21 protein-coding genes are annotated in these 26,684 nt (G+C 55.1%); 9 read left to right on the forward strand and 12 right to left on the reverse strand.

Features of this window, described 5'->3' with window-relative positions; all coding sequences use genetic code 11:
• Positions 1–145 precede the first annotated feature (145 nt).
• From GRPL_RS0125900 to GRPL_RS05540, 5 genes are all read right to left on the reverse strand, one after another.
• Entirely contained in the window at positions 146–1,429 is a 1,284-nt protein-coding gene (locus tag GRPL_RS0125900) for a fimbrial protein (RefSeq protein WP_128320400.1), read from the reverse strand.
• A gap of 74 nt (positions 1,430–1,503) precedes the next feature.
• The gene (locus GRPL_RS05550) at positions 1,504–2,247 is read right to left on the reverse strand and encodes a fimbrial biogenesis chaperone (RefSeq protein ID WP_049267542.1); all 744 of its coding nucleotides are present in this window, start codon (positions 2,245–2,247) and stop codon (positions 1,504–1,506) included.
• Between the two features lie 9 nt (positions 2,248–2,256).
• A complete protein-coding gene (locus GRPL_RS05545; RefSeq protein WP_080718643.1) occupies positions 2,257–4,890 on the reverse strand; it encodes a fimbria/pilus outer membrane usher protein in 2,634 nt (877 codons plus the stop codon).
• 106 nt (positions 4,891–4,996) lie between these two features.
• Entirely contained in the window at positions 4,997–5,578 is a 582-nt protein-coding gene (locus GRPL_RS26295) for a fimbrial protein (RefSeq protein ID WP_048619527.1), read from the reverse strand.
• A gap of 21 nt (positions 5,579–5,599) precedes the next feature.
• A complete protein-coding gene (locus GRPL_RS05540) occupies positions 5,600–6,112 on the reverse strand; it encodes a hypothetical protein (RefSeq protein WP_123618898.1) in 513 nt (170 codons plus the stop codon).
• Positions 6,113–7,711: 1,599 nt separating this feature from the next.
• On the opposite strand from GRPL_RS05540, the gene GRPL_RS0125910 reads away from it, so the two are divergent.
• Together GRPL_RS0125910 and GRPL_RS05535 are read left to right on the forward strand one after the other, a co-directional pair.
• Complete coding sequence (locus tag GRPL_RS0125910) at positions 7,712–8,128, forward strand: hypothetical protein (RefSeq protein ID WP_032700329.1); 417 nt, start codon at positions 7,712–7,714, stop codon at positions 8,126–8,128.
• Between the two features lie 258 nt (positions 8,129–8,386).
• On the forward strand, positions 8,387–9,628 hold the full coding sequence (locus GRPL_RS05535; protein WP_032688405.1) for an MFS transporter: 1,242 nt from the start codon (positions 8,387–8,389) through the stop codon (positions 9,626–9,628).
• Between the two features lie 87 nt (positions 9,629–9,715).
• Here GRPL_RS05535 and phoH read toward each other — a convergent pair whose 3' ends face one another.
• The 4 genes from phoH to efeU form a co-directional block, all read right to left on the reverse strand.
• Positions 9,716–10,504, reverse strand: coding sequence for a phosphate starvation-inducible protein PhoH (gene phoH, locus GRPL_RS05530; RefSeq protein ID WP_032695716.1), 789 nt, complete (start codon positions 10,502–10,504; stop codon positions 9,716–9,718).
• 511 nt (positions 10,505–11,015) lie between these two features.
• Complete coding sequence (efeB, locus tag GRPL_RS05525) at positions 11,016–12,299, reverse strand: iron uptake transporter deferrochelatase/peroxidase subunit (protein WP_032700330.1); 1,284 nt, start codon at positions 12,297–12,299, stop codon at positions 11,016–11,018.
• Positions 12,300–12,303: 4 nt separating this feature from the next.
• Positions 12,304–13,431 carry an iron uptake system protein EfeO gene (gene efeO, locus GRPL_RS05520; protein ID WP_032688609.1) on the reverse strand — a complete coding sequence of 376 codons (1,128 nt, stop codon included), beginning with the start codon at positions 13,429–13,431 and terminating at the stop codon, positions 12,304–12,306.
• A 47-nt stretch (positions 13,432–13,478) separates the two neighbouring features.
• Positions 13,479–14,318 carry an iron uptake transporter permease EfeU gene (gene efeU, locus GRPL_RS05515; protein ID WP_032688407.1) on the reverse strand — a complete coding sequence of 280 codons (840 nt, stop codon included), beginning with the start codon at positions 14,316–14,318 and terminating at the stop codon, positions 13,479–13,481.
• 273 nt (positions 14,319–14,591) lie between these two features.
• Here efeU and GRPL_RS05510 point away from each other — a divergent pair, with 273 nt between their 5' ends.
• Positions 14,592–15,776, forward strand: coding sequence for a NupC/NupG family nucleoside CNT transporter (locus GRPL_RS05510; RefSeq protein WP_032688408.1), 1,185 nt, complete (start codon positions 14,592–14,594; stop codon positions 15,774–15,776).
• A gap of 33 nt (positions 15,777–15,809) precedes the next feature.
• Here GRPL_RS05510 and GRPL_RS05505 read toward each other — a convergent pair whose 3' ends face one another.
• On the reverse strand, positions 15,810–16,244 hold the full coding sequence (locus GRPL_RS05505) for a DUF3574 domain-containing protein (protein ID WP_032700331.1): 435 nt from the start codon (positions 16,242–16,244) through the stop codon (positions 15,810–15,812).
• Positions 16,245–16,389: 145 nt separating this feature from the next.
• On the reverse strand, positions 16,390–17,898 hold the full coding sequence (gene putP / locus GRPL_RS05500; RefSeq protein WP_032688410.1) for a sodium/proline symporter PutP: 1,509 nt from the start codon (positions 17,896–17,898) through the stop codon (positions 16,390–16,392).
• A 424-nt stretch (positions 17,899–18,322) separates the two neighbouring features.
• Between putP and putA the strand changes: the two genes are divergently transcribed.
• Together putA and GRPL_RS05490 are read left to right on the forward strand one after the other, a co-directional pair.
• Entirely contained in the window at positions 18,323–22,285 is a 3,963-nt protein-coding gene (gene putA / locus GRPL_RS05495) for a trifunctional transcriptional regulator/proline dehydrogenase/L-glutamate gamma-semialdehyde dehydrogenase (protein ID WP_032688411.1), read from the forward strand.
• 102 nt (positions 22,286–22,387) lie between these two features.
• The gene (locus GRPL_RS05490; RefSeq protein WP_032700332.1) at positions 22,388–22,783 is read left to right on the forward strand and encodes a lysozyme inhibitor LprI family protein; all 396 of its coding nucleotides are present in this window, start codon (positions 22,388–22,390) and stop codon (positions 22,781–22,783) included.
• Here the strand turns inward: GRPL_RS05490 and rutR are convergent.
• Complete coding sequence (gene rutR, locus GRPL_RS05485) at positions 22,780–23,418, reverse strand: HTH-type transcriptional regulator RutR (RefSeq protein WP_032688413.1); 639 nt, start codon at positions 23,416–23,418, stop codon at positions 22,780–22,782. The two genes, GRPL_RS05490 and rutR, sit on opposite strands and share 4 nt — an antisense overlap.
• 283 nt (positions 23,419–23,701) lie before the next feature.
• Here rutR and rutA point away from each other — a divergent pair, with 283 nt between their 5' ends.
• Genes rutA through rutD form a run of 4 tightly spaced genes read left to right on the forward strand, consistent with a single transcriptional unit; the run spans position 23,702 to position 26,670 of the window.
• Positions 23,702–24,793 carry a pyrimidine utilization protein A gene (gene rutA / locus GRPL_RS05480; RefSeq protein WP_032688611.1) on the forward strand — a complete coding sequence of 364 codons (1,092 nt, stop codon included), beginning with the start codon at positions 23,702–23,704 and terminating at the stop codon, positions 24,791–24,793.
• Positions 24,793–25,503 (forward strand): pyrimidine utilization protein B, encoded by a 711-nt coding sequence (gene rutB / locus GRPL_RS05475; protein ID WP_032695714.1) that lies wholly within the window; start codon positions 24,793–24,795, stop codon positions 25,501–25,503. Before rutA ends, rutB begins: the two co-directional genes overlap by 1 nt.
• The gene (gene rutC / locus GRPL_RS05470; RefSeq protein ID WP_032688415.1) at positions 25,496–25,891 is read left to right on the forward strand and encodes a pyrimidine utilization protein C; all 396 of its coding nucleotides are present in this window, start codon (positions 25,496–25,498) and stop codon (positions 25,889–25,891) included. Before rutB ends, rutC begins: the two co-directional genes overlap by 8 nt.
• Positions 25,885–26,670 (forward strand): pyrimidine utilization protein D, encoded by a 786-nt coding sequence (gene rutD, locus GRPL_RS05465; protein WP_032695975.1) that lies wholly within the window; start codon positions 25,885–25,887, stop codon positions 26,668–26,670. The genes rutC and rutD overlap by 7 nt, the downstream gene beginning before the upstream one ends.
• Positions 26,671–26,684: the final 14 nt, after the last annotated feature.

Consider the following 26,684-nt stretch of genomic DNA (forward strand, 5'->3'; position numbering starts at 1 on the left):
GCGGGCTTTTTTTTGCATGTTGCACCACCAGGGGGGATGAGAATCCCCGACCGGGGTTCGACAGCTGGCGCAGTCCTGCGAGCATCAGGGATCGCGCTGCGAGCAGGCCTCTCTTCCCCGCAGCAGATCCCCGTTGAAAGCATCATCAGTCATAAACCATAAACAGATTAACGGTGCCGCTGACTGGCCCGGTATAATTGACGGCAGATCGCGTGATCATTGCTCGCTGGATATAGCGTGCCTGGAAGGTTATCGGCACAAAACTTGTCGATGGCACAGCAAACATCTTATCCCCTCCCACAGACGTGGCCCCCGAACCATAACTCCCAATATTGACGGCCGACCCGTTGACATCAATATGGTTACCGTTGTACCGCAGCTCAATTTCCAGCCCATCAATTTTATGTCCACCGGCGGCATCGTAAAGACCGATGTTACTCACCGGAAGAGGCGACGCTCCCGCATCTTCAAATCGCATTCGGATATTCTCCGCCATCCCATTACACTCCAGTTCCACCGGAACCGGAACATCAGGCCCGAAGGCAGGGGCTCCCTCCCGGGAAATGGTGTTGGCATCCCACGTTCCCATGTTGACCGAATAATCCGTTGGACGCTGTGAGCTCAGTTTGCAGGTCGGCCGGACCAGCGTCACCCCCGTCCCCGTCAGAAAATGAATGGAAGGAGGCAGGACAACACTCGCCGAACCCGATGGAGATGGCGTTATCCACGAGTTAAACAGATGACTGAAGGAGACTGGACCATAATTCTCTACATAACCGGTTTTAATCAGTTCAGCCCGCAGGGAAATCGATAAACTCCGCGTTGGAATATACCAGAGGGTCGTTCCATTTTCTGTACGCGACCGCAGCATACTCATGGCCAGAGCCGCCTGCCCTACGGTAGGGCCAGCATACGGATACTCCACACCACTTGCGGCAAATACAGCTGAACCGGAAGAGTCACCAAACCCGGCCAGACGAATATAGGCAGGCGTATCAATCCCGTTCCCGAGGTCCGGCGTATCTGACTGTACATAAAACCGAATACCGATACCGGGGACGGTGGTGTTCAGGATCCCTGAATCCACTAATGACCCCGCAATATTATATCCCATAACGGTGAGGCTGCTTGAATTGGCAATAATCCCGCCATATGAAGAAGAGACGAGCGGGGTCGTACCTTCAATACCGCTCCCGCTACAACTCACCGACAGAGGGACATTTAAGTCAGCGTAACTCCACGAAGCAAGAATCGTTCCTGCCGGTACCGAGTTATCGGCAACAACGGAACGGGGAACAGAAAAAGGCTGATTATCCGGATAGGTGTAAGAACATTGTCCTGCCAGTTTATTCACATTTGGGTCACTGGCGGATGACCAGACGTAACTGATGGTATACGTCGTTGCCCTCGTTACTGTTGTAGTAAACATAAGCACGACAGCCATCAGAAAAAGGGACAGACCCCTTATTCTGATGAGTACGATACATGTGCCTGCCGCCCTCTTCATGGTATTAGCTCCGCCCGGTATTCTTCACCCGCACCGCCCCAGTCATGGATCCCACTCCAGGTCACGGTCACGCTGGTATGGTTAACTGAAGCAGGCAGACGGTAACGTTCGCTACCAAACGGCGGAGGCATACGATGACGATCCTCCAATGTAATCCCCTTGCCGGCCCCCACACTCAGGCGGGCAAAGCTGACAAAATAAGGCGTGGGATTGCTTGCTTTCAGCCAGACGGCATTACCGTCTTTCTCAAGACTCCAGCGAATTTGCTTTACCGCATCGCGGGCACCGGCAGAGTTAAGTCCGTCAGGACGGACAAAAACTTTAAGTCTGCTGCGTACGGCAATCACCAGCTTATTTGCACTGCCGGCTTTTGGCGGTATTTCCTGCAGCGATAGCCAGTATGCGGACTCTCTGTCCTTCGCAATCCCTCCCCTCAGAACCACGAGTCGGAATTTCCCCTGTTTTTTAGCCTCAAGCTTCATCACCGGCGGAGTCAGCACCAGCGGAAGATCATTGTCATTCCCCCGAAGATCTTCCAACCAGGCCTGCACCATATAGGTCTCCTGGCTGTCGTTTATCACGTCTACCGGAGTTTCTCTGTCCTGTGCATAGGCAACAATGCGTGTCAGTTGCGGCCTGACGCCGGCTGTCGCCGTACCGGCGAGGAAAATGACCGTCAGAAGCCCGGTGATATATAATTTCAGCAATTTCATTACGTTACTCTTTTTATGCAGTTTCATGGTGAAGAATCAGAGACACTCCGCTCTGATTTTTTTATGCCAGTTATCGGGTTTAAGCTGCTCTTCAGTGGGTGCGGAAAGCGCAATCTGGCATCGTTCTTCAGGCCGCTGGCCCCAGATCACATTCAGTACCTGCGCCCTGTGGGTATCCAGCCCGGTCAGCCAGACAAGTCCTTTCTGACCCACGATACCGGCCTCCTCGGTCTCATTAACACCGGGAGCACTTTCGGTGTACGCCAGCGCACCCAGCGGAATACTTTTTCGGCTGTAAATTTCCACCAGCGCTCTTCTACCCGACCGGGTGGCAAACCGGAGCAGCACGGCAGCACCTTCTGTAGGGACGATTTTGCGGGACGACTCCTGCAACTCAGCACCATCAGACTCCCCGGCGTCCAGGTTAATCTGGTTGTAGCGATAAGGCGTCAGCCAGGTCACCACCGCCCGGCCAGCTGAATCGGTCCGGGCATTATTGATACCTGAAACCCTGATATTTTCCGCGCCAGGGGTTTCAACAATCGCCACGGTGTTACCCAATGGCGGCGACATAATGACCCCTCCGCGGTACAGCGTCACACCGCCGGACATCCCGGCGGAGTACTGGCGATAATCCCTCGCGTGGCTAATTCCTGCGGTGATATTTGCCCTGCTGCTATTCCAGCCCAGAGATCCTGACTGACTGTATTCCCCCTGAGTATCCCGCTGGAGACTGGCCGAATAACTGAAGTCGTTGCCAGCGCTGTTGCCCGCATACCCCAGAGACTGGCCGTACTGGTTGTTTTTGTTGCGGCTGAGGCCATAGCTCAGAAAACCAGCATCCTGCCTGGCGGGGAGCCATACTGACAACGGCAGACTGAGGGAAAGAGTGAGTTGATTATCGCTGAGACGTTGGTAACGATTGTGCGTCAGAGCCAGGGATACGCTGGCCGAACCGACGGTGGTACCCGCTCCGGCACTCAGCGAGCTGTTTTTATCCCCCGTGCCGTAAAAGCTTTCCTGACTGATGGTCATATACAGATTGCCGACAGAGTTCATATTCTGGCTGACGGTCATCTCCATCCGGTTACGCCGGCGCCTCTGCCAGGTCGTCGTATCCGGAGCATATCCGTCAATCCAGCTCTGGTTCTGACGTGCAAGAAATTCCCCGGCATCAAGAAAGGACTCGGACTGATACTGGTAGCCCAACAGTTGCAATGATGTCCCGGTGACATCAAACTGACGGGCATAAAGCAGCCTGGCTGCCGTACCTTCGCGCTGGCGGTTATCTCTCCAGGTTTCGCTGTGGCGGGCATACGCCAGGTCGGCAGAGAAAGCCCCGATTGCACCGATATTCCATGCCGCTCCCGAGGAGAACATCTGATAATTTTCAGTCATCACAGATGCACTATTCAGGGTGAAATGTTCAAAACCGTATTCCAGAGTACCGGATAACAGCGCAGGTTCGGATGTCCCACCGTCCGGACCGCGCCAGGTACCGGCGGCCAGACTGTAGCGTATCGCGCCGGCACGAATCATGCCCGGCAGGGCCGTATAGGGAACCCGGAAGGACTGAATTTGCCCGTCCGATTCCTCCACCATAACGTCAAGATCGGCCCCCACCTGAGCGGTATACAGATCATCAATTGCGAATGCGCCAGGGGTCAACAACGTGCTGTAAATCACCGCATCACGCTGGCGCACAGTCAATCTGGCGTTAGTGCGCGCCACTCCCCGGATAACCGGTGCATAGCTGTACTGGTTATCGAGCGACATGCGTTCACTGGTTGCCAGCGAGATCCCCCGCAGAGGGATGGCTCCGGTCATCGTGCCTGAGGTTCGGGTGTAGATTTCACCTACCTGCAGGCTGCTGCGCAGTAACGCAATATCACGTGCCAGATAGGCTCTGTCATGATTGGATTTCCACTGATGCCGGTCATTACGATAAAACGAATCAATACTGTAGAGACGCCATGGGCCGGCATTTCCCGTGGTATTCAGGCTAAGCCAGGCACTCTCGGTGGTACTATCATCTACCTTCCAGCCCGGCCCGGATGCCCCCTTCAGCCGTGACGAGTAAAAATAGCCGCTGTAGGATGAGCGCAGACTGGGAGTGCCGTGATCCCATTCAGCTGGCGAGATCATGGTGAAGCGCTCGTTGTCCATGGCCTCCTGCGGTACGGTAATGTTCAGCACCTGGTGGGTGTGGTCATACTGAACAAAAGCAGCAGGTATTCGCAGCGCGAGATCTTCACAGCGGGAAGGCACGGAGGTTTCCGCGTCAGACGAACCAGCCGCTTCCCCTTCGCGGGTTTCCCAGCCGGAATAGTGGCTAACCCTGATGCCTGAGGCTTTCAGCTGGCGGTATGAAAGACAGGGGATAACCTTGTTATTGCCATTGCTGACGAAGTCAATTTCGGTCTTTTCCCTTAACCGATCGTTAATAACGATATCAGTCAGTCTCCTCCCGGGCATAACAGGATCCTGGTACATAAAAACATCCTGAGATACACCGTTTTTATCGCGCCGCAAAAACGCTTCCTCAAAATCGTTTCCGGCAAAAACACTGACGCTGACACTACTGAAAAGCACCGGGAGAATCATCGATATCCGGGATACCTGACTCCGTGGTTCTTCCGTGTGAATACAGCGCAGTAAAAAACGATACATATAATGATATTCCCCGGTATAGCGCGGTAGAAACCAGATACTGTCGTTACCCAGAAAAGCCGGTCGACCCGGCTTTAATCACAAATACAACAGTTATTCCGTATTATCAGAAATAGGAAATCACGTAGTCGGCAATGCCAGTGACAGGACCGGGGGTGACGGCTGTGCTGAGGGATTTGTATGCCGCCAGATAATTAAGAGTAACCGGACCGGCCGCCGCGGTAGGGAGCGCGGCACCGGGATCGAGCAATGTGCCACCGTTCAGATGAACCGGTGCACTTTGCGCGGTCAGAATCGCAACTGCCACGTCGGCCGCACCGGAAGGGGCGGTATTGCCCATTACCGTATTGTCTCCGGCAGCCGGAGAAGCGGTAGAAAACGTTGCGCGCACGCTGTTCAACGAACCGGCAGCCTGACATCCGGTCAGCTGAATGGTGAATGCGGTATGTCCGGCATAGGTACCGGCCAGGGCGTTCAGCGTGTCGGCAGATACCGGAGGAAGGTTAACGGTTGTGGTACTCCCGGCAGTCCCTCCAGCCGGAGCCGCCCCAACAATGGTGGTACAGGCGCTCGATGTTACTGTTCCCTGAAAGTTGATGGTACCGTCGGCAGCGTTTGCATTGGCTGACAAGCCCCCCACAATCACGAAAGCGGAAATTAAGGCTTTATATAAAGTATTTCTTTTCATACAGGTCCCTTTACTACTTAACTATGAATAATATTCACCTTTTGACAGATGATGTTGAGATGGCGGTACTTCAGCTTTCGTTACGTTATGCCTCCTTAATAAGGTCAATATGTCTCTGCAGAGAAGAACTTCATGATCCGTGGTTCCGGTAAGACCGCACCTCTTCAGCAATGCCGTTCGCTGGTAATAGAGTTTTTTCGCGGTCCAGCCCGTCGCCATGACCAGTTCATTAATTGTTTTACCGGACGTCAGAAACCCTATTGTTTCCATATGTTTATCGGTGATATTTCTTTTAGAGTATGTAGCGGTTTCCATTTTCTTCAGGAGAATAAAGAAAGCATCTTCTGTTACAGTACTATTCAGGACCCAGGGTAATGAACCCGTCGTTTTTTCAGATACTGTAAAAAAAGGCATAAATAATATTCGCCCAAACAATACGCATGATAACTTCAGTACATTCTGCCTAAGAATAATATCATTGAGTGCACAAACCAGTACATCACCAGGTTTCAGATGACCATTGATATCACGCATCAACTCCAGCGTAGACTGCTCACAGCTGTAATATATAAATGCAAACAACCCCTTCCGGTTAAATAGTCCTCTGACCCCCAGGAGAAAATATAAATTATCTGATACAATATGATATCGCATTTTCTCTCTGTTTATTCAACGCACACGAAATCAACGTGTCAAACAGACACATTCAAAATTGTTTAGTATTGTTTTCTTACACCTTTATTTAAATCATACCACCCAAATTTTTCCTAACAGTTTTTAACTCAAATCAACATGGGTTTTGATAGATAAAACAAATCATTTTTCAGCCTGTAAGCGCCACTGTATTCCAGGCCAATGATTAAATATGAAGTTTTCATCATTGTTTTTTTGAGGAAAAATCTTAATAAATAATGAGCAACAAAAAAATAACTCTTTGTTTATGCGATTCATTATAAAAATGACTTGATTTGAATCAATAAACAATCATTAGCGACTTTAAATAAAATGGCAACCTCCCCTTTAGTGACGAATAAGCAATCAGGCCCTCTCTGGTAGAGCGTCTCAGACATGATGCACGCTGAATTTTAGAAAAAAAACTCTCCGCTACAGAAAATTGCCAGCGCCGGCATAGGAATATTCCCCAATTCTTAGCGGACTAACCAATGTAAAGTTAAATAAAGTTATTGTCAGAAATATCTTTCCCGCCCCCTGTTTATAAATAAAGCCAGATGACAATCATGTGCATTTCATATGCGACAGAAATTAAACCATCTAATAAAAATCACAAAATCACATAAACTATCAAAACCAACATTTTGATAGTTTATTCCTATTGAAAAGTATCCCGCGGATCTTTTTATTAGCACGCATGTAACATGAGGAAATTTAATTTGTATATAATTCAATGATCTTCACTTCAGAAATACAGCACTACCGCAATGATTTCGTAAGTTAATTATAATAGTTGTAATATTTATAAAACAAACTAATTTGCTGGTGTTTGAATTCCGTTTAAGTTTCAAATCAAGCCAAATCTCAGTGTGAATGAAGCGCGCCTGGCAGAAAAAGTCAGACCCATAATGCGGGGACAGGATCATGCAATATCATGACGACAACGAAGTCGATTGTAGGGGTTTGTCACGCGCGGTCGCCGTATAGTTAAAAAGCGTGTTAGTAGAACCTGTACTATTTTTTCACGATATAGCAGATTTGGTCCTCAAACAGTCGAGTGGATGACCGTCCCTTTATTCAGCTTTTCGCGAAACAAAGTGGTGGCGTGAGTACAGTATTTTTCCTGCATTGCCATTGCCACTTCTACCCTGCTAATTCAATCAACACCACCCCCCCTTTTGTTAATACCAATGTCTGGAGTGTTAATTATATGTATGCAGCGGTTGCAACGCAGTTCTGCTTTAGCCCATCAGATACGGAAAGTTTTATCTTAAGTTTGTTTATCTCAGGTTTACCCGACTTCGTTAATATTAGAATTAAAATCTAAAGCATTGCCCCACCTCAGTGTTGATATATTTACTCCTTAAAGAGGATGTCAAATAGCGGAGCGCAGCATAGCAGGAATATCTGTTCTTATGACCGATGGCGCAATGATACATATCCTTAAAAGGAATAACCTTTATGCGGAAAAGAACTGTTCTTGTGGTCCCCTTCTTGATTGCCGGCTGCGCATCGCTTCAGCCGTACGGCAAGGATACTGAGGTCACCCAAAGCTACTTTTACAAGGATTCAGCAAAACCCAGAGCGATATACTCTTGCATGCAGGATAAGCTTTTTTCTCAGGGATACCTTCTGGAGTACGGAAAACTCAACAATGAAGTCGGCGTAAATCGTTTTGACGTGACGCGTCATGCAGAAAGCGTTGCCAGCCTTGAGATCTACACGGGCGGTTCATCGGTATCAAGCCAGGCATTTGCCAAAAGCCACCGTGTTCGCAAAGACCTCGATACCGCGCAGTCATATTGCTTGGAACATACCGGCCACAGTTCCTCAATGGCTGCCGCGATCGTTGAAGGACTATGGGAGGGGCTAAAATAACACTCAGTCCTTTCAGGGGTTGCCAACCTTAAGGCACAAACAAGATGGATGCGCGTACCACCTCATCGTCTGCAGCAAGTCCATACGCAGCCACGTTTTTTCCGCCTACCGCATCGCCCTGACCGACGGCAGCGCGCATGCCTTTTCCTGCGGTCGGCATTCTTGCCTTGCCCGGCCCCTTTTACCCCGCTTTGCCTGTAGATTGCGGCCGCCGACAAACTTATACTTGGCGCACAATTTTCACTCTAAGGTCTGGACATGACGTTCTCTTCTCCACTTAACAAACGCGGCGTCACGCCGGCGAAAGCGATGGTCGCGGCGATCAGCGGCTACGCAATGGATGGCTTTGACCTGCTGATCCTCGGTTTCATGCTGCCTGCGATCAGCGTTTCGCTGGCGCTCAGCACTTCTCAGGCCGGTTCCCTCGTGACCTGGACGCTGATTGGCGCGGTACTGGGCGGGATTTTTTTCGGTCATCTCAGCGACCGCCTGGGCCGTATTCGCGTCCTGACCTTCACGATCCTGATGTTCTCGGTCTTTACCGGCCTCTGTGCGGTTGCGCAGGGTTATTGGGATCTGTTGGCCTATCGTACTCTTGCAGGTATGGGGCTAGGCGGCGAATTCGGTATTGGCATGGCGCTGATTGCTGAAGTCTGGCCCGCCAGCAAACGCAATCGCGCCTCGGCATGGGTCGGTATCGGCTGGCAGCTTGGCGTGCTGCTTGCCGCCTTTATCACCCCTCTCCTGCTGGATATCATCGGCTGGCGCGGAATGTTCCTCGTTGGGCTGCTGCCCGCCCTGGTCTCATTTGCCATTCGCCGCGGCATGGGGGAGCCCGACGCGTTTACCAAAGATATCGCAGTCACCCAACAGGTCTCCTTCACGACCCGTCTCCGGATGCTGTTTGCTGACCGCGCCACCTCGAAGGCCAGTATCGGGATCCTCATCCTCTGCTCGGTACAGAATTTTGGCTACTACGGCCTGATGATTTGGATGCCCAGCTATCTCTCCTCCAGTTTTGGTTTTTCGCTCACCAAATCAGGACTCTGGACCGCGGTCACCGTCGTGGGGATGACCTTCGGCATCTGGCTGTTCGGCGTGCTGGCGGACCGTTTCGCCCGCTGGAAGATCTTTCTGATTTACCAGGTTGGGGCCGTCGTGATGGTCATTATCTATGCCCAGCTGCGGGACCCGACCCTGATGCTGTTTACCGGGGCGGTAATGGGAATGTTTGTCAACGGCATGATTGGCGGCTACGGGGCGCTTATTTCTGATACCTACCCGCTACAGGTCCGCGCTACGGCGCAGAACGTGCTGTTTAACCTTGGTCGCGGCGTCGGTGGTTTTGGGCCGCTGGTGATTGGTCTGTGCGTCAGCCACTGGTCGTTCACCGCTGCCATCACGCTGCTGGCCCTTCTGTATCTGCTGGATATTTTCGCCACCCTGTTCTTACTGCCGAAAACGCAGGGCAGCGAAGATGCGCTGGGCGCGATAGGTTAACAGGGGTTAGCGCTTCGCTGCCGGCCTCGTCGCCGCATCAAAATAACAAAGCCCGGGTTTCCCCGGGCTTTGCACACAAGATAGCGATCAGTAGTAGGCTTTCAGCGTTCGCTGGCAGAGCATCGAACGGACGCAATCATCGGCGGTAAAACGCACAATGCCGATCATCTCGTCTTCCTCAAAACGCGCCAGCGCATCGACCAGCCCGGACTTCACGCCAGAGGGTAAATCACACTGGGTAATGTCGCCGTTCACGATGACCGTCACGTTTTCCCCGAGGCGGGTTAAAAACATTTTCATTTGCGCAGCCGTCACGTTCTGGGCCTCGTCCAGAATCACCACGGCATTTTCAAATGTACGTCCGCGCATATAGGCGAACGGCGCGATTTCCACCTTGCCAATTTCCGGTCGCAGGCAGTATTGCATAAAGGAAGCGCCCAGCCTCTTCACCAGTACGTCGTACACTGGTCGGAAATAGGGAGCAAACTTCTCGGCGATATCTCCCGGTAAGAAGCCGAGATCTTCATCGGCCTGCAGAACGGGACGGGTAACAATAATCCTGTCCACATCTTTGTGAATCAGGGCTTCGGCGGCTTTTGCTGCGCTAATCCAGGTTTTACCGCACCCGGCTTCGCCCGTTGCAAAAATCAGCTGTTTATTGTCGATGGCATTCAAATAATGCGCCTGAGCGTCATTGCGCGCTTCAATTGGGGAAGTATCACGGCTGTCCCGCGCCATGCCAATTGCTTCTACGCCACTCATTTGCACAAGCGATGTGACCGATTCTTCTTCGCGTTGCTTATGGCTGCGCGAATCGCGTCTCAGCACACGTTTTGCCTCACGACGAGCTTTGATCACTGCTTTTTGTCTTCCCATGGATAGCACCTTGCGTTGTTGGTTTACATCACACGCGTCAGCATCGACGCGATTATGCGCACAAACGATTGAGGTTTGGCTTCCTTTTAAGCCATTGCTTGCCGGTTGAATTGACAACGAGTCACGGCTACGCGCACCGCGTACCCGGTCAGGGTTCGGATGTTCTGTGGGGGTGGAAAGAGGTGAATTTACGCTGACGAAATCGCTGCCGGAGGTTTTCCCTCCGTGCTGAAGAGTACGGTGTGTTGTTTTGCGTTGTCCGGTACAGGACCCTACCATTCGCGATCTCCATAGTGAAACGACATCACTGCCGGGAACTACCGCGTCTGTAATAAGTACATCAAAAATTATTCTTAATGCAACTTATTTTTTACATAGACGCAACAAATATTTCCCCGTACAGCTGGAGCGAGTTTCCGTCATTTAGATTACAGAAAAATAACACAAGGCAGGAAATACAAAAAAAGAATGGAAAAACAGCAGAAACGCCCTGCCCTTGCGGGCAGGTGCGTCAGGCTTCAAGCAGAGATTGCGCCAGGAAGTGCTGGCTGTCGATAACACCCGGTAACACAAAGAAGTAGCCACCGCCGATAGGTTTGACGTACTCCTCCAGCGCTTCGCCGTTAAGGCGTTTTTGCACCGTCAGGAATCCCTTCTCCAGATCATGCTGATAGCAGACAAACAGCAGTCCCATATCCAGCTGCCCGGAGTTGGTTACGCCCAGCGAATAACTGTAGCCACGACGCATCATCAGACTGGACTGCGTCTGCGGTGTCCGCGGGTTCGCCAGTCGAATGTGGCTGTCCAGGGCAATAATATCGCCGTCAGGATCCCGGCTGTAATCCGGCACGTCATGCTCATGCTGCATGCCCAGCGGCGCGCCGCTGTGCTTATCGCGCCCAAAAATGGTCTGCTGCTCTTTCAGCGGGGTACGATCCCAGAATTCCACGTGGAACTGGATGATTCGCGCCGCCTGATAGCTGCCGCCGGTTGCCCATGCCGGCTCACCCTGATCGGCGGTCACCCATACCACTTCATCCATCAGCGCCTTATCGCTGCTGACCGGGTTCGCGGTGCCGTCTTTAAAGCCCAGCAGGTTAACTGGCGTCTCTTTGCCTTTACTCCGCGCGGCGCTATCGGAAATAAACCCTTCACGCTTCCAGCGGACGCTGAGCAGATCCGGCGTATGTTTAATCACATCGCGCAGCGCATGGATAACCGTATCCTGAGTATTGGCACAGATTTGCAACAGCAGATCGCCATGGCAGAGCGCCGCATCCAGCGAATCGTTGGGGAAGCGGGTCATTTTTTGCAGCTTTTTCGGCGCCTGGTCCGCTAATCCATAGCGCTCATCAAACAGCGAATGGCCAACCGAAACGGTGACGGTCAGGTTATCCGGGGAGATCCACGCTCCGAGGATCCCCGAATCCATCGGCGGCAGACGCGGATTAGGCGTGTCCGGCGCCGGCCCCCCTTTGGTCAGAAAGACGATGCGCTGAGTCAGCAGACGAAACAGACGCTCCAGGTCCGCTTTATCGCTGGCCAGCACATCAAAGGCCACCAGCATCATCGATGCCTGCTGCGGCGTCAGCACGCCGGCCTGGTGCTGCCCGTAAAAAGGCTGCGCCTCGGCCCGCGCGTCCGGCGACAGCACACCCGGAGAGCTGCTGCCCTTCGCCGCGTGTGCCACCGGACAGCCGCCGGTAATAGCCAGCGCGCCGCCAAGCGCGCCGATCCCTTTTAATAATCGACGACGTGAAGGCTCATTCACGTCAGATTGCTTCTGTTCTGCCATCGACTTAGTCCAGCCCAAGGATCCCGCGCAGCTGAGACAGATCTTCCGCCAGCGTGGTGATCGGCCCTTTTAACGCATTACGATCCGCATCCGTCAGCTTGTCATACGTTTCGAAGCCGTCTTTAGTGCGGTATTTGCTGAGGATAGCGTCAACTTTCTTGAAGTTAGCATCCACTTTCGCCAGCAGCGCGCTGTTCTCTTTTTGCAGCTGCGGGCGCAGCAGGTCAACGATCTTCTGCGCGCCGTCGATGTTCGCCTGGAAGTCCCACAGATCGGTGTGGCTGTAGCGATCTTCTTCGCCGCTGATTTTGCTGGCCGCGACTTCTTCAATCAGGCCCGCCGCGCCACCCACCACTTTCGACGGCGGGAACGCCAGTTCGCTGATGCGTTTTTGCAGTTCAAGCACATCGCTGTTCAACTGGTCGGCATACTTTTCCATCCCCTTGACGCTGTTGTCGCCAAACAGGGCTTTTTCCAGACGGTGGAAGCCGGTGAATTTCGGGTCTTCGGCTTTTTTCTCGTAATCGTCTTCACGCGCATCAATACTGCCGTCCAGATCGGAGAACAGTTCTGCGATCGGTTCAATGCGCTCGTAGTGCTGACGCGTCGGAGCATACAGCGCTTTCGCTTTTTCAATATCGCCCGCTTTCACCGCGTCGGTGAAAGCTTTCGTGCCGCTAACCAGCTGTGCGGTTTCCGCCGTAACGTAGGCTTTATAGGCGGTGATCGCCTCGCCAAGGCTTAACAGCGCATCGGCTTTCGCCGCATCTTTGGTGGCGGCGCCGGTCACGATCAGCTTGCCTTTCGGGTTGGTCAGCAGACCGCAGGTCATGTCGTATTCGCCCGGCTGCAGGTTCGCCGTCAGCTTTTGCGTAAAGCCTGGCGCAATGTTCTCGCGCTCTTCCACGACCATCACGCCTTTGAGAATCTCCCACTCCAGCGCTTTCTGACTGTGGTTTTGAATAATGAACTGCGTTTTCCCCGCTTTGACGGTGACGTTCATCGGCTCACACTGTTTGTCGTTAACGGTGACTTTTACCTGCGGGATATCCGCAGCCTGAGCGTAGAAGGCAGAGCTGAACAACGCTGCGACGGCAAGCTGCAGCGCATTACGGCGAAAATGAATCATCATGATCATCCCTTTCGGTAAGTATGTTGTAACCATAATCCTGCGGCGCCCTACTTAAGCGGAGCGGTGCGCGAGGTTGCTGTATTGTTACGCGGCGGCAGCGCAAACAGCACCAGCGCCGGAATCAAATAGATAAAGTAGACCGCCACTTCACTGACGGTAGGCGTCTCCTGGTAACCGAAGATCCCTTCGAGCAGCGTGCCGAAAAGCGTGTGGGTCGACAGCACGCCGCTCAGGTCAAACGCCACGTCCTGGAAATGGTTCCACAGACCGGCTTCATGAAAGGCGCGAATTGCCCCGGCAGCCAGCCCGGCCGCCACCAGCAGAATGAACAGACTGGTCCATTTGAAAAATACGCCGAGGTTAAGGCGGATCCCGCCCCAGTAAAGCAGGAAGCCGAGGACAATCGCGGTAGCCAGTCCCAGCATCGCCCCGAGCGGCGGCCAAATTCCGACATCCTGCTGGAATGCCGCCAGCAGGAAGAACACCGACTCCAGCCCTTCCCGCGCGACGGCGAAAAAGACCATCATGATCAGCGCCCAGCCGTGATGATTACCGCGCTGCAGAGCATTATCCACCGCCTGTTCCAACTGCTGCTTCACGTTGCGCGAGACTTTACGCATCCAGAACACCATCCAGGTCAGGATGCATACCGCCACCAGCGCCACGATGCCTTCGAACAGCTCCTGTTCCCGCTGGGGAAACTCGCCGGTCGTTTCGTTGATAAAGATCCCCAGGCCCAGGCACAGCGCCGCCGCCAGGATAACGCCAATCCACATGACGCCAATCCAGCTGCCGCGCTGGGTGCGTTTGAGATAGCTGGCAATCAGGCTGACAATCAGCGCCGCCTCCAGCCCTTCGCGTAACATAATGAGAAATGGAACAAACATGCCGACACCCTTCAATGTGAATCGCAGTCAGTGGATGCAAAGATAAGTAAATATTTCTGATAGTGATTATCATTACAATAATCAGAAACACAAGTGAAATGTAGAGAGTTTGGTGACGAGTTGTAAATTAATTGCTGTAAAATAATCACTTAGGGGACTATCTGTCTGCGTCGCGTTCGGCCAGCCGGCGCGGCGGTTTTTTCGCTGCAGATATTTACCAGGTTGACCGGCTGTGGCTAAATAGCGGCCTTATTGACCTGCGAAATGAACAACATGACACAATTCTTGCACTTCCTGCTGGCGCTGGCGGTTATCCTCGGCCTTGCCTGGCTTGCCAGCTATGACCGACAAAAAATCCGCGTTCGCTATATTATCCAGTTAATTATCATTGAAATTGCGCTGGCATTCTTTTTCCTGCATGCCGAAAGCGGTCTGTGGATAGTTAAAAATATCTCTGGCTTTTTCACTTCGCTGCTCGGCTTTGCTGCCGAAGGCACCAACTTTGTATTTGGCGGCATGAGTGAAAAAGGGATGGCGTTTATTTTCCTTGGCGTGCTGTGCCCGATTGTCTTTATTTCGGCGCTGATCGGTATTCTGCAGCACTGGCGCATTCTGCCTGTTTTCATCCGCGTGATTGGCACCCTGCTCTCCAAAGTCAACGGCATGGGTAAACTGGAATCCTTCAACGCCGTCAGCTCGCTGATTCTCGGCCAGTCGGAGAACTTTATCGCCTACAAAGGCGTGCTGGGCGACCTCTCCTCACGTCGGCTGTTCACCATGGCAGCCACCGCGATGTCCACGGTATCGCTCTCCATCGTCGGCGCCTATATGAGCATGCTCGATGCAAAATATGTGGTCGCGGCGCTGATCCTGAATATGTTCAGCACCTTTATTGTGCTGTCGATTATTAACCCAACGCGTCCGGGTAGCGAAGAAGAGATTAAGCTGGAGAAGCTCCACGAATCACAAAGCTTCTTCGAAATGCTCGGGGAATATATTCTTGCCGGCTTTAAAGTAGCGATGATTATTCTGGCGATGCTGATTGGCTTTATCGCCCTGATCAGCGCCATTAATGCCCTGTTTGCCACGCTGTTTGGCCTGAGCTTCCAGCAAATTCTTGGCTATGTTTTCTATCCGCTGGCCTGGCTGATTGGTATTCCGCTCAGCGATGCGTTGAACGCCGGAAGTATTATGGCAACCAAGCTGGTGGCCAATGAGTTTGTGGCGATGATTGAGCTGCAAAAAATTGCCGCCGGCATGACTCCGCGTGGACTGGGCATCCTCTCGGTCTTCCTGGTCTCTTTCGCGAACTTTGCCTCCATCGGCATTATTGCCGGGGCCATTAAAGGGCTGAACGAACAGCAGGGCAATATCGTCTCCCGCTTCGGCCTGCGTCTGGTCTACGGCGCCACGCTGGTCAGTCTGCTTTCCGCCAGCTTTGCCGGCCTGGTGCTATAGAAGAGATACGGCGGGGACTTCCCCGCCGTTTTTTCAGAAGTGAACGCAGACCGGTTGGTCAACGCGCATCACCGACTCCTGGGCAAAGCGCGATTTATAGAGGTTACGTAACGCCTCGATCCCCTCTTCGCTGCTACCGTCCTTACCATGAATCAGCATCAGCGCTTTGCTCTGCTCGCGGGCCACGCTGCCATCATTCCCCAGCCACTGGCCTCGGGCGTCAAACACCGTTAATCCCTCACGAAAACGCGGCGTGACGTCGCGGTCAACAAACTGCTGCCACTCCTGGGGGGTGATATCTTTACCCGCCGGGCGGCTTAAACCGAAATAGAGCGTGGTCTGCACCATCGCATTCTCTGCCGGGCATACCGCTGCCGTGGCAACCGGCGTACTCTTCTTCGCCGGTGCTACGCAGCCGCCAAGCAGCCCTGCCATCACCAGCACCAGCGCACCCTGTCTGAACGTCATTTTGCTATCCTCATTGTTTTTTGTGCCCCCGATATCAGCGTATTTTCATGGAATTAGCAAGAGGTGGGAGCCGTGCCGGGCGCCTGGCCGGCTTTCAGCCACAAAAAAGCCCGCTGAGCGCGGGCTTGATTAACCGGTCGTGAGTTTACTCGGCGGTAGCCGGTGTCGGCGGAGCCGAATGATAATGGGCGTCCGCTTCGGCAAAGCGTTGCTGCATGGATGTCGACGGGGCTTTGCCCAGCAGGCTGAAGACCACGATGCCCAGACTGCCAAAGATAAAGCCAGGGATGATTTCATACAGGCCCAGCCAACCGAACTGTTTCCAGACAATCACCGTCAGCGCGCCAATCACCATCCCGGCCAGCGCCCCGTTACGCGTCATCCTCGACCACATCACCGAGAACAGTACGACCGGACCAAACGCGGCACCGAAGCCTGCCCAGGCGTAGCTCACCAGACCCAGCACGCGGTTGTTCGGGTTTGCCGCCAGCGCAATGGCGATCAGCGCCACCACCAGGACCATCGTCCGTCCGACCCACACCAGCTCTTTCTGACCGGCGTTTTTGCGCAGAAACGCTTTATACAGGTCTTCGGTAATCGCGCTGGAACACACCAGCAGCTGACAGCTCAGGGTGGACATCACCGCCGCCAGAATCGCCGACAGCAGAATACCGGCAATCCACGGGTTAAACAGGATTTGCGCCAGTTCGATAAACACGCGCTCGGAGTTCTGATTAACCGCGCCGGCCAGCGCCGGGTTATTATTGAACCATGCAATACCGAAGAAACCGACCGCCACGGCACCCGCCAGGCAGAGAATCATCCAGGTCATACTGATGCGACGTGCGTGAACGATGCTGTGGTGCGAATCCGCCGCCATAAAACGCGCCAGAATATGCGGCTGGCCAAAGTAGCCCAGGCCCCAGCCCATCAGCGAAATAATCGCCACAAAATTCAGTCCTTTGAGCATATCGACATTTTCAATGCTCTTCTGCTTGATCACTTCCAGCGATTCACCAAAGCCGCCAACGGAAATAATCACCATCACCGGCGTCAGAATCAGCGCAAAAATCATCAGGCTGGCCTGTACGGTATCGGTCCAGCTTACCGCGAGGAATCCGCCGACGAAGGTATAAATAATCGTCGCCGCCGCACCGGCCCACAACGCCGTTTCATAGCTCATGCCAAAAGTGCTTTCAAACAGACGGGCACCGGCAACAATCCCGGAGGCACAATAAATGGTGAAGAACAGCAAAATAACCAGCGCCGAAATAATACGCAGCACGCGGCTTTTATCTTCAAAGCGCCCGGTAAAATAATCCGGTAAGGTCAGCGCATTATTATTTACCTCGGTGTGTACGCGCAGACGACCGGCGACCAGTTTCCAGTTAATCCATGCGCCGAGCGTCAGACCAATGGCGATCCAGCTCTCGGAAATACCGGAGAGAAATATTGCGCCGGGCAATCCCATCAGTAGCCAGCCGCTCATATCGGAGGCGCCGGCGGAGAGCGCCGTCACAAATGGCCCGAGACTGCGGCCGCCGAGAATATAATCATCAAAGTTTTTTGTCGATCGCCAGGCAATAAAACCGATCAGTACCATGCCAAATATATAAATAATAAAAGTCACCAACATGGGGGTGCTAATAGCCATGTAAAATCTCCAGATTCTTTTGTCGACAACGTCCTGCTTTGTCATTTTATTCCACTACCGGAACGGGGTAGTGGCACAAGGATTGTATTGGGCGACCGTATCCTGACGGAAGCGTCGGCATTTCACAAACGATTTAACACAGCATTTACACTAATTTTTGTCCGTACCAAACTTCATTTTGTTATAGGTTGCACTCTCTCACGTTTTTATTGGTTGCACCTTGTAAAACTGTTAACTGACGCATAAAAAACCCCAGCGCAGAAAGGTTAATTTTCCGTTACATCCACCATCTCAATTAACAACTCACTCATTTCTCAGCTTGCTACACAGGTCACGATTAACAAGGTTGCACAAAGTTGCAACATAGTAGATATTTTCGCGTAACCGCAAAAAAGAACAACGATTCATAACAGGAGTGATAAGCATGGGCACCACCACCATGGGTGTTAAGCTTGACGACGCGACGCGTGAACGCATCAAGTTCGCCGCGAGCCGTATTGACCGCACGCCGCACTGGCTGATTAAACAGGCCATTTTCAACTATCTGGAAAAGCTGGAAAACGACGAGACGCTGCCCGAGCTGCCGGCCCTGCTTGCCGGCGCCGCCAATGAAAGCGATGACGTCAGCAGCCCGGTCGATGAGCCGTGGCAGCCATTCCTCGAATTTGCCGAGCAGATTCTGCCGCAGTCCGTCACCCGGGCCTCGATTACCGCCGCTTACCGCCGGGCAGAAACTGACGCCGTCCCTATGCTGCTGGAGCAGGCGCGCCTGCCGCAGCCGCTGGCTGAACAGGCGCATAAGCTGGCTTATCAGCTGGCGGAGAAACTGCGTAATCAAAAAACCGCCAGCGGTCGCGCCGGCATGGTGCAGAGCCTGCTACAAGAGTTTTCGCTCTCTTCACAGGAAGGGGTGGCGCTGATGTGTCTGGCGGAGGCGCTGCTGCGTATTCCGGACAAAGCCACCCGCGATGCCCTCATCCGCGACAAAATCAGCAACGGTAACTGGCAGTCGCACATCGGCCGCAGCCCGTCGCTGTTCGTCAATGCGGCAACCTGGGGCCTGCTGTTTACCGGCAAACTGGTCTCTACCCATAACGAAACCAGCCTTTCGCGCTCGCTGAACCGGATTATCGGCAAAAGCGGCGAACCGCTGATTCGCAAAGGCGTCGACATGGCGATGCGTTTGATGGGCGAACAGTTCGTGACCGGCGAAACCATCGCCGAAGCGCTGGCCAACGCCCGCAAGCTGGAAGAGAAAGGGTTCCGTTACTCCTACGATATGCTGGGCGAGGCCGCGCTCACCGCCGCCGATGCTCAGGCCTATATGGTCTCCTACCAGCAGGCGATCCACGCGATTGGCAAAGCCTCTAACGGCCGCGGCATTTATGAAGGTCCGGGGATTTCGATCAAACTCTCTGCGCTGCACCCGCGCTACAGCCGCGCACAATACGATCGGGTGATGGATGAGCTGTATCCGCGGCTGAAATCATTGACCCTGCTGGCGCGTCAGTACGATATCGGGATTAACATCGATGCCGAAGAGGCCGATCGCCTGGAGATCTCCCTCGACCTGCTGGAGAAGCTGTGCTTTGAACCAGAGCTAGCCGGCTGGAACGGAATTGGCTTCGTGATTCAGGCCTACCAAAAACGCTGCCCGTTCGTCATTGATTCCCTGATTGACCTCGCCACCCGCAGCCGCCGTCGCCTGATGATCCGCCTGGTAAAAGGCGCCTACTGGGACAGCGAAATCAAACGCGCGCAGATGGACGGCCTCGAAGGCTACCCGGTGTATACCCGCAAGGTGTACACCGACGTCTCCTACCTCGCCTGCGCGAAAAAGCTGCTGGCGGTGCCGAGCCTTATCTACCCGCAGTTCGCCACCCACAACGCCCATACCCTGGCAGCCATTTATCAGTTGGCCGGGCAAAACTACTATCCGGGCCAGTATGAGTTCCAGTGCCTGCACGGCATGGGCGAACCGCTCTACGAACAGGTAGTCGGCAAGGTTGCCGACGGGAAACTGAACCGTCCGTGCCGAATTTATGCGCCGGTCGGGACCCACGAGACGCTGCTGGCATACCTGGTACGCCGCCTGCTGGAAAACGGCGCCAACACCTCCTTTGTTAACCGTATCGCGGATACTACGCTGCCGCTGGACGAGCTGGTTGCCGACCCGGTCAGCGCCGTGGAAAAACTGGCCCGGCAGGAGGGTCAGGCCGGTCTGCCCCATCCGAAGATCCCGCTGCCGCGCGATCTGTACGGCAAAGGCCGCAGCAACTCCGCGGGCCTGGATCTGGCCAATGAACACCGTCTGGCCTCCCTCTCCTCCTCTCTGCTGAACAGCGCATTGCACAAATGGCAAGCGCTGCCGGCGCTGGAGCATCCGGTGATGGCGGGCGAACTGCAGGCGGTGATTAACCCGGCCGAGCCGAAAGATATCGTCGGCCACGTGCGTGAAGCCCACCCGGAAGAGATTGAACTGGCGCTGACCAGCGCAGTCAATAACGCGCCTATCTGGTTTGCCACCCCGCCGCAGGAACGAGCGGCGATCCTTGAACGCGCGGCGGTGCTGATGGAAGACCAGATGCAGACGCTGATCGGCATTCTGGTCCGTGAAGCCGGTAAAACCTTCAGCAACGCCATCGCCGAAGTCCGCGAAGCCGTCGATTTTCTCCACTACTACGCCGGTCAGGTGCGCGACGATTTCGATAATGAAACCCACCGTCCGCTGGGACCGGTAGTTTGTATTAGTCCGTGGAACTTCCCACTGGCGATTTTCACCGGTCAGATTGCCGCCGCGCTGGCCGCCGGTAACAGCGTGCTGGCGAAACCCGCCGAACAGACGCCGCTGATTGCCGCTCAGGGCGTAGCGATTCTGCTGGAAGCCGGCGTTCCGCCGGGCGTGATTCAGCTGCTGCCGGGCCGCGGGGAAACCGTCGGCGCCGCGCTGACCACCGACGAACGCGTGCGCGGCGTGATGTTCACCGGCTCCACCGAAGTCGCCACGCTGCTGCAACGCAATATCGCCAGCCGCCTGGATGCACAGGGTCGCCCGACGCCGCTTATCGCCGAAACCGGCGGGATGAACGCCATGATCGTCGACTCCTCGGCCCTTACCGAGCAAGTGGTGATCGACGTGCTGGCCTCCGCGTTTGATAGCGCCGGGCAGCGCTGTTCCGCCCTGCGTATTCTCTGCCTGCAGGAAGAGATCGCCGACCATACGCTGACCATGCTGCGCGGCGCAATGGGCGAATGCCGGATGGGCAACCCTGGCCGTCTGACGACCGACATTGGTCCGGTCATCGATGCCGAAGCCAAAGAGAATATTGAACGCCATATTCAGAGCCTGCGCGCCAAAGGCCGCACGGTGTTCCAGGCGGTACGGGAAAACAGCGAGGATGCGCGTGAGTGGCAAAGCGGGACCTTCATTCCGCCGACCCTGATCGAACTCGAGAGCTTTGATGAGCTGAAAAAAGAGGTCTTTGGCCCGGTGCTGCACGTGGTTCGCTATAACCGCAACGAGCTGGATCAGCTGGTCGAGCAGATTAACGCCTCCGGCTACGGTCTGACCCTCGGCGTCCATACCCGCATCGACGAAACCATTGCTCAGGTCACCGGCAGCGCGAAGGTCGGCAACCTGTACGTTAACCGCAATATGGTTGGCGCCGTGGTCGGCGTGCAGCCGTTTGGCGGCGAAGGTCTGTCGGGGACCGGACCGAAAGCCGGCGGCCCGCTGTATCTGTATCGTCTGCTCTCCAGCCGCCCGCAAAACGCCGTGGGAACCACGCTCGCCCGCCAGGATGCGGAACGTCCGCTGGATGCGCAGCTGAAAACCCTGCTGGAAAAACCGCTAAACGCCCTGCAGCAGTGGGCCGCCGGTCGTCCTGAACTGCAGGCGCTGTGTCAGCAGTACCGTGAACTGGCGCAAGCCGGCACCCAACGTCTGCTGCCGGGTCCAACCGGCGAGCGCAATACCCTGACCTTTATCCCTCGCGACCGCGTACTGTGCGTGGCGGATAACGAGCAGGATGCGCTGATTCAGCTGGCGGCGGTCACCGCAGTCGGCTGTGAAATCCTGTGGCCCGAGAGCGCTCTGCATCGCGAGCTGGCGAAGAAGCTGCCGCGCGAGGTCAGCGAACGTCTCCACTTTGCCAAACCAGAGATGCTGACCGCTCAGGCTTTCGATGCGGTTATCTACCACGGCGATTCCGATCAGCTGCGGGAACTGTGTGAACAGGTGGCGGCACGCGACGGCGCGATTATCTCGGTTCAGGGGTTCGCTCGCGGTGAAAGCAACCTGTTGCTGGAACGCCTCTATATTGAACGCTCGCTGAGCGTCAATACTGCGGCGGCAGGCGGTAACGCTAGCCTGATGACCATCGGCTAAGGGTCTGTTGCGACCGACATCCACGTCAGCTGATGACACCGGACGCCGGCTGTGGTTAATTAAAGCTCCCCCGACGGGAGCTTTTTTTATGGGAGTGGACCAATGAAACGAACTTTAATTGCCCTCGCAGCCCTGCTGGCAAGCGGACAGGCGCTGGCGGACGAATGTGCTAACGCCGGCAATCAGGCTGAGTTGAACCAGTGTACGGCAGCACAATATCAGGCGGCCGATAGCAAGCTGAATCAGACCTATCAGGAAGCGCTGAAACGCGCCGCGGGTAAACAGCAGGAACAGCTGAAAAAAGCGCAGCTGGCGTGGATAGCGCTGCGCGACGCCGACTGCACCTTCCTCGCTTCCGGCGCCGAAGGCGGCAGCGTCCAGCCGATGCTTATCAACCAGTGTATGGCAGACAAAACCGTGGAGCGTGAATCGTTCCTTGCTTCGCTGCTGCAGTGTGAAGATGGCGACCAGAGCTGCCCGCTTCCCCCCGCCAATTAACGTACCCGGATACCTTCAATGATCATCCGCTGGACGTTCTCTACGGTTTGTTGAAAAAACGCCTCGTCGCGCAACGTTGCGCCGGTGACCGCCTCAATCTGCGTGGCAAAATCGGCGTAATGTTGAGTGGTGGCCCAGATCATGAAGATCAGATGCTGAGGGTCGACCGGCGCCAGTTTCCCGCTATCGACCCAGCCAGAGACAATCGCCGACTTTTCATCCACCAGCGCTTTCAGATCGCCGGTCAGCTCGCCCATCAGCAGCGGCGCGCCCTGTAGCATCTCCAGACAAAACAGCCTGGAGGCCTGCGGATAATCGCGCGACACCTCCAGCTTGAGGCGAATATATTCGCGGATAGCGACCAGCGGGCTGATATCTTCGCGAAACGCCCTCAGCGGCGCCAGCCAGATGGTGAGGATCTGCTGCAGCACGGCGACATACAGCGCCTCTTTCGACGGGTAGTAATAGAGTAGATTCGTTTTCGATACCCCGGCCAGCTCTGCAACCTGCTCAAGCCGCGTACCGTGGATACCAAACTGGGAAAATGCGTCCAGCGCAGCGGCCAGGATAGCCTCTTTCTTTGCGCTCACCGCCTGCGAACGCTTCCCGGTTTTTTTCACAGCGCCCTCTGCCATCATCATCTCCTTCTTTCAACGCCATCAGCATAGCAAAAGCCCAACCTTGACACGACCTTATGCACCCCAATTGCGCATGACTGCCGTTTTTTCGTGCACTCATTTTGACCATTTAGTCCACTTTTATCACCTTCATTTTAAGCAACCAATACGCAACACATTAATAACATTGATTTTTGCAAAACTGGCATTCCCTTTGCTTTAGCTTTCTGGCGAGGTGACCCAGGAGATGCAGGATGCAGCACCGCGCGCCTTCTTCGTCAACGATTGCAGAGAGGTACGTATGAAAATTGGTGTCTTCGTTCCGATTGGTAATAACGGCTGGTTGATTTCAACCCATGCCCCGCAGTACATGCCGACGTTCGAACTGAATAAAGCGATCGTCCAGAAAGCGGAGCATTACCATTTTGATTTTGCGCTGTCGATGATCAAACTGCGCGGTTTCGGCGGCAAAACCGAGTTCTGGGATCATAACCTCGAATCCTTCACCTTAATGGCCGGCCTGGCCGCAGTGACCTCGCGGATCCAGATCTACGCCACCGCCGCGACGCTCACGCTGCCGCCAGCCATTGTCGCCCGGATGGCCTCCACCATCGACTCTATCTCCGGCGGCCGCTTCGGCGTCAATCTGGTGACCGGCTGGCAAAAACCGGAATATGAGCAGATGGGCATCTGGCCCGGCGACGATTATTTCGCCCGCCGCTACGACTATCTCACCGAATATGTCCAGGTGCTGCGCGACCTGTGGGGCACCGGGCGCAGCGACTTTAAAGGCGACCACTTCACGATGAACGACTGTCGCGTCAGCCCGCAGCCGTCGCAGCCGATGAAAGTGATCTGCGCCGGGCAAAGCGACGCGGGCATGGCCTTCTCCGCCCAGTATGCCGACTATAACTTCTGCTTCGGCAAAGGGGTCAATACCCCGACCGCCTTTGCGCCGACCGCCGCGCGCATGATGCAGGCGGCGGAAAAGACCGGTCGCGACGTGGGCTCCTATGTGCTGTTCATGGTCATCGCCGATGAAACCGACGAAGCGGCCCGCGCCAAATGGGAGCACTACAAGGCGGGAGCCGATGACGAAGCGCTGGCCTGGCTCACCGAACAAAGCCAAAAAGACACCCGCTCCGGCAGCGACACCAACGTCCGCCAGATGGCCGACCCGACCTCGGCGGTCAATATCAATATGGGAACGCTGGTGGGCTCCTACGCCAACGTCGCCCGAATGCTCGACGACGTCGCCTCCGTCCCCGGCACCGACGGCGTCCTGCTGACGTTTGATGATTTTCTTTCTGGCATCGATGCCTTTGGCCAGCGCATTCAGCCGCTGATGCGCTGCCGTGACCATATTGCCACCGTTACCCGCGAGGTTGCCTGATGATTACGCTTTCCGCCCGTCCGGAATCCCTGACCTTCCCGGCGCAAAATAGCGCGCTGATCGTCGTCGATATGCAAAACGCCTATGCCAGCCAGGGAGGATATCTCGATCTTGCCGGGTTTGATGTCTCCGCCACCCGGCCGGTTATCGACAACATTAATACCGCCGTTGCCGCGGCCCGCGCCGCCGGCATGCTGATCATCTGGTTCCAGAACGGCTGGGATGAGGAGTATATGGAAGCCGGTGGCCCGGGCTCGCCGAACTACCACAAATCTAACGCTCTGAAGACCATGCGCCGTCGTCCTGAACTGCAGGGCAAACTGTTGGCTAAAGGCGGCTGGGATTATCAACTGGTCGATGAGCTGCAGCCCCAGCCCGGCGATGTGGTGCTGCCGAAACCGCGCTACAGCGGCTTTTTCAACACTCAGCTGGACAGTATTTTGCGCAGCCGCGGCATTCGCCACCTGATCTTTACCGGCATCGCCACCAATGTTTGCGTGGAGTCCACCCTGCGCGACGGCTTCTTCCTCGAGTATTTCGGCGTCGTGCTGGAAGATGCCACCCACCAGGCGGGCCCGGCCTTCGCCCAGCAGGCTGCACTGTTCAATATTGAGACCTTCTTTGGCTGGGTCAGCGACGTCGCCAGCTTCTGCGATGCGCTGGCCCCCGCCGCCCCGCTATCTTTCCCGGAGGAGAAACGTTATGCCTAAACAGGTGATTATTCCGCCCGGCACCACCACGCCGATTGCCCCTTTCGTCCCTGGCACGCTGGCCGATGGGGTGGTGTATGTCTCCGGCACTCTGCCGTTTGACAAGCAAAATAACGTGGTCCACATCGGCGACCCAAAGGCGCAAACCCGTCACGTTCTGGAAACGATCAAAACGGTGATCGAAACGGCGGGTGGCAGTATGGAGGATGTGACGTTCAACAGCATCTTTATCACCGACTGGAAAAACTACGCCGCGATTAACGAAGTCTATGCCGAGTTCTTCCCGGGGGATAAACCGGCGCGCTTCTGCATCCAGTGCGGACTGGTCAAGCCGGAGGCGCTGGTAGAGATAGCGACCGTCGCCCATATCGGAAAAGCAGCATCATGAAACTGAATATCTCCCCGCCCCCCTTTGAGGGTGCACCGACGGTCGTGCTGAGCGCCGGCTTAGGCGGTGCGGGCAGCTACTGGCTGCCGCAGCGCGCGGCGCTGGAACAACGGTATCAGCTGGTGAGCTATGATCAAAACGGCACCGGTGAAAACGCCGGGCCGCTGCCCGCCGGCTACAGCATGGCGACTATGGCGCAGGAGCTCAATCAGGCGCTGCAGGCGGCGGGAATATCCCGCTTTGCCCTGGTGGGTCACGCCCTGGGGGCGCTGATTGCCCTGCAGCTGGCGCTGGACTTTCCGCAGGCGGTCAGCGGCCTGGTGTTGGTCAACGGCTGGCTAACCCTGTCTCCCCACACCCGCCGCTGTTTTCAGGTACGCGAGCGTCTGCTGCACGCGGGCGGTGCCCAGGCGTGGGTCGAAGCACAGCCTTTATTTCTCTACCCGGCGGAGTGGATGGCCGCGCGGATGCCGAGGCTAGAGGCGGAAGATGCTCTCGCCCTCAGCCATTTTCAGGGCAAGGAGAATCTGCTCAAGCGGCTGCAGGCGTTGAAGCAGGCCGACTTTTCTCGCCGGGCGTCCGCCGTGGCATGCCCGACCCTGATCGTCAGCGCCCATGACGATCTGCTGGTTCCTGCCTCCTGCTCGCGCACGCTACAAGCGGCGATAGCGGGCAGCCAGCGGGTCGAGATGGCCTGGGGCGGCCACGCCTGCAACGTGACCGATGCCGACACCTTCAACCCTATTTTATGCAACGGGCTGGCCGCCATGCTGGCCTGATATCAGGAGAATCT

Origin of the sequence: Klebsiella planticola ATCC 33531, assembly GCF_000735435.1 — a bacterium.
GTDB classification, from domain to species: Bacteria; Pseudomonadota; Gammaproteobacteria; order Enterobacterales; family Enterobacteriaceae; genus Klebsiella; species Klebsiella planticola.